At 60.1% G+C, this 2,164-nt stretch carries 2 protein-coding genes and 1 pseudogene; all 3 read left to right on the forward strand.

Translation table 11 applies throughout. The features are described from left to right. Nucleotides 1–331, forward strand: a pseudogene (locus tag ABYO54_RS16040) (bifunctional heptose 7-phosphate kinase/heptose 1-phosphate adenyltransferase); the annotation flags it as partial. Between the two features lies 1 nt (nt 332). Continuing rightward, nucleotides 333–1,298: an ADP-glyceromanno-heptose 6-epimerase gene (gene rfaD / locus ABYO54_RS16045; RefSeq protein WP_372809238.1), complete on the forward strand. Its 966-nt coding sequence runs from the start codon at nt 333–335 to the stop codon at nt 1,296–1,298. Next, on the forward strand, nt 1,298–2,164 hold an 867-nt coding region (locus tag ABYO54_RS16050; protein WP_372809239.1), incomplete at its 3' end, for a cation:proton antiporter. The genes rfaD and ABYO54_RS16050, both read left to right, overlap by 1 nt.

Raw genomic sequence — 2,164 nt, forward strand, 5'->3', positions numbered from 1 at the left:
GGGGATGAACTCCGATGCGTCGGTTAAGCGCAACAAGGGCGATGACCGTCCGATCGTCTGCGAAGAGGATCGGGCCAAGGTAATCGCCGCGCTGGAATGCGTCGATTACGTGGTGTTGTTCGACGAAGACGAGCCGCGCGAGCTGATCGCCGCACTGCTGCCCGATGTGCTGGTGAAGGGCGAGGATTGGGCGCACTATGTCTCCGGTCGCGAAGAGGTCGAAGCCGCAGGCGGCAAAGTGGTGCTGGCCAAGATGGTCGAGGGCCGCTCCACCACCAACGTGATCGGCCGCATTTTGGACGTGTATGGGAATTCAGGCGGGGCGGAATAGGATGAGTATTAAATATATTGTTACCGGCGGGGCCGGGTTTATCGGCAGCAACCTTGTCAAGGAACTGAATGCACGGGGCGAGGACGATGTCCTGATCGTCGATTCGCTGGGAACGGGCGAAAAGTGGAAAAACCTGGTTGGGCTTCGTTACGAGGACTATCTCGACAAGGGCGACCTGTTCGCGGTGCTGGCGGATGGTCTGCTTGCGGACGTGGAGGCGGTCTACCACCTGGGGGCGTGCAGTGCCACGACCGAGAGGGATGCCGATTACCTGGCCGAAAACAACTATGGCTACACCCGCGGGCTGTGCGAGGAGTGCCTGGCCCACGGCGTCCGGTTCGTCTATGCCTCGAGCGCGGCGACCTACGGCGACGGCAACCTGGGCTATTCGGATGCCGATGAGGAGACGCCGAAATTCAAGCCGTTGAACATGTATGGCTATTCGAAGCACATGTTCGATCTGTGGGCGCTCAAGGCGGGCGTCGCCGGCCAGATCGCGGGCATGAAATATTTCAACGTCTACGGCCCGGGCGAGGCGCACAAGGACGACATGCGTTCGGTGGTGCACAAGTCCTTTCATCAGATTCTCGAGACGGGCGAGGTGAAGCTGTTCAAGTCGCACCGCCCGGACTACAAGGACGGCGAGCAGGTGCGCGACTTTGTCTATGTGAAAGATGCCGTGAAGCAAACGCTCTGGTTCGGCGAGAACAAAGAGGTCGGCGGCGTGTTCAACTGCGGCACGGGTACCCCGCGCACTTGGGTGGATCTGGTCTCCGCCGTGTTCAAGGCGATGGGGCGCGAGCCGAACATCTCCTTCATCGATATGCCGGAGCATCTCCAGGGCAAATACCAATACCACACCCAGGCCGATCTGGCGAAGCTGCGCGAAGCGGGCTACGATGCCCCCTTCACCGCGCTTGAAGAGGGTGTTGCGGATTACGTCCAAAACTATTTGATGGCCGAGTGATGGCGGTAAGCATCGCCGAGATGATCCTGCTGGGATTGCTGGCGGATTGGGTATTCCGCATGTTGCGGATGCCCGGGTTGCTGGGGATGCTGCTGCTCGGCGTGCTGTTCGGTCCGTATGTTTTGGATCTGCTGGAGCCGGGCTTCCTGGCGGCCTCGTCCGATCTTCGGATGATTGCTCTGATCATTATTCTGTTGCGCGCCGGGTTCGAACTGAGCCGCGACGTACTCAACCGCGTGGGGACGCAGGCCTTGTTGCTGTCGTTCGTCCCCGGCGTGCTCGAAGGCGGAACGATTGCGTTGCTCGGGCCGAAATTCCTGCCGCTAACGCACCTGGAGTCGGCCATGCTCGGCTTCATTGTCGCGGCGGTTTCGCCGGCCGTGGTGGTGCCGATGATGATCGGCTTCATCGAGCGGAAAATGGGGGCGAAAAAGGGCATTCCCACCATGATCCTGGCGGCGGCCTCGCTTGACGATGTGATCGCGATCGTGATCTTTTCGGTCTTTCTGGGGTTCTACACGGGCACGGCTGAAAACGTGCTGCTCAAGCTTGCCGGGATCCCCGTTTCGATCTTGGCCGGGATCGGCGCGGGGTTGCTGATCGGCTGGCTGTTGCTGAAGCAGTTCGAACGGTTTAATCCGCGGGCAACCAAGCGGGCCATGATCGTGATCGGCGTGTCGATCCTGCTGGTGCGCGTCCAAGGGTTGCTGGAGGCCATCAACATTCCGTTCGCGGCGTTGCTAGCGGTGATGGCTACCGGATTCATTATTTTGGAAAAGCGCGAACGCGTGGCCCACGAAATTTCATCGAAGCTGGGCAAGCTGTGGGTTTTTGCCTCGATCATGCTGTTCACGCTGGTGGGGGCA

It is taken from the genome of Pontiella sp. (genome assembly GCF_041622395.1).
Taxonomy (GTDB): Bacteria; Verrucomicrobiota; Kiritimatiellia; order Kiritimatiellales; family Pontiellaceae; genus Pontiella.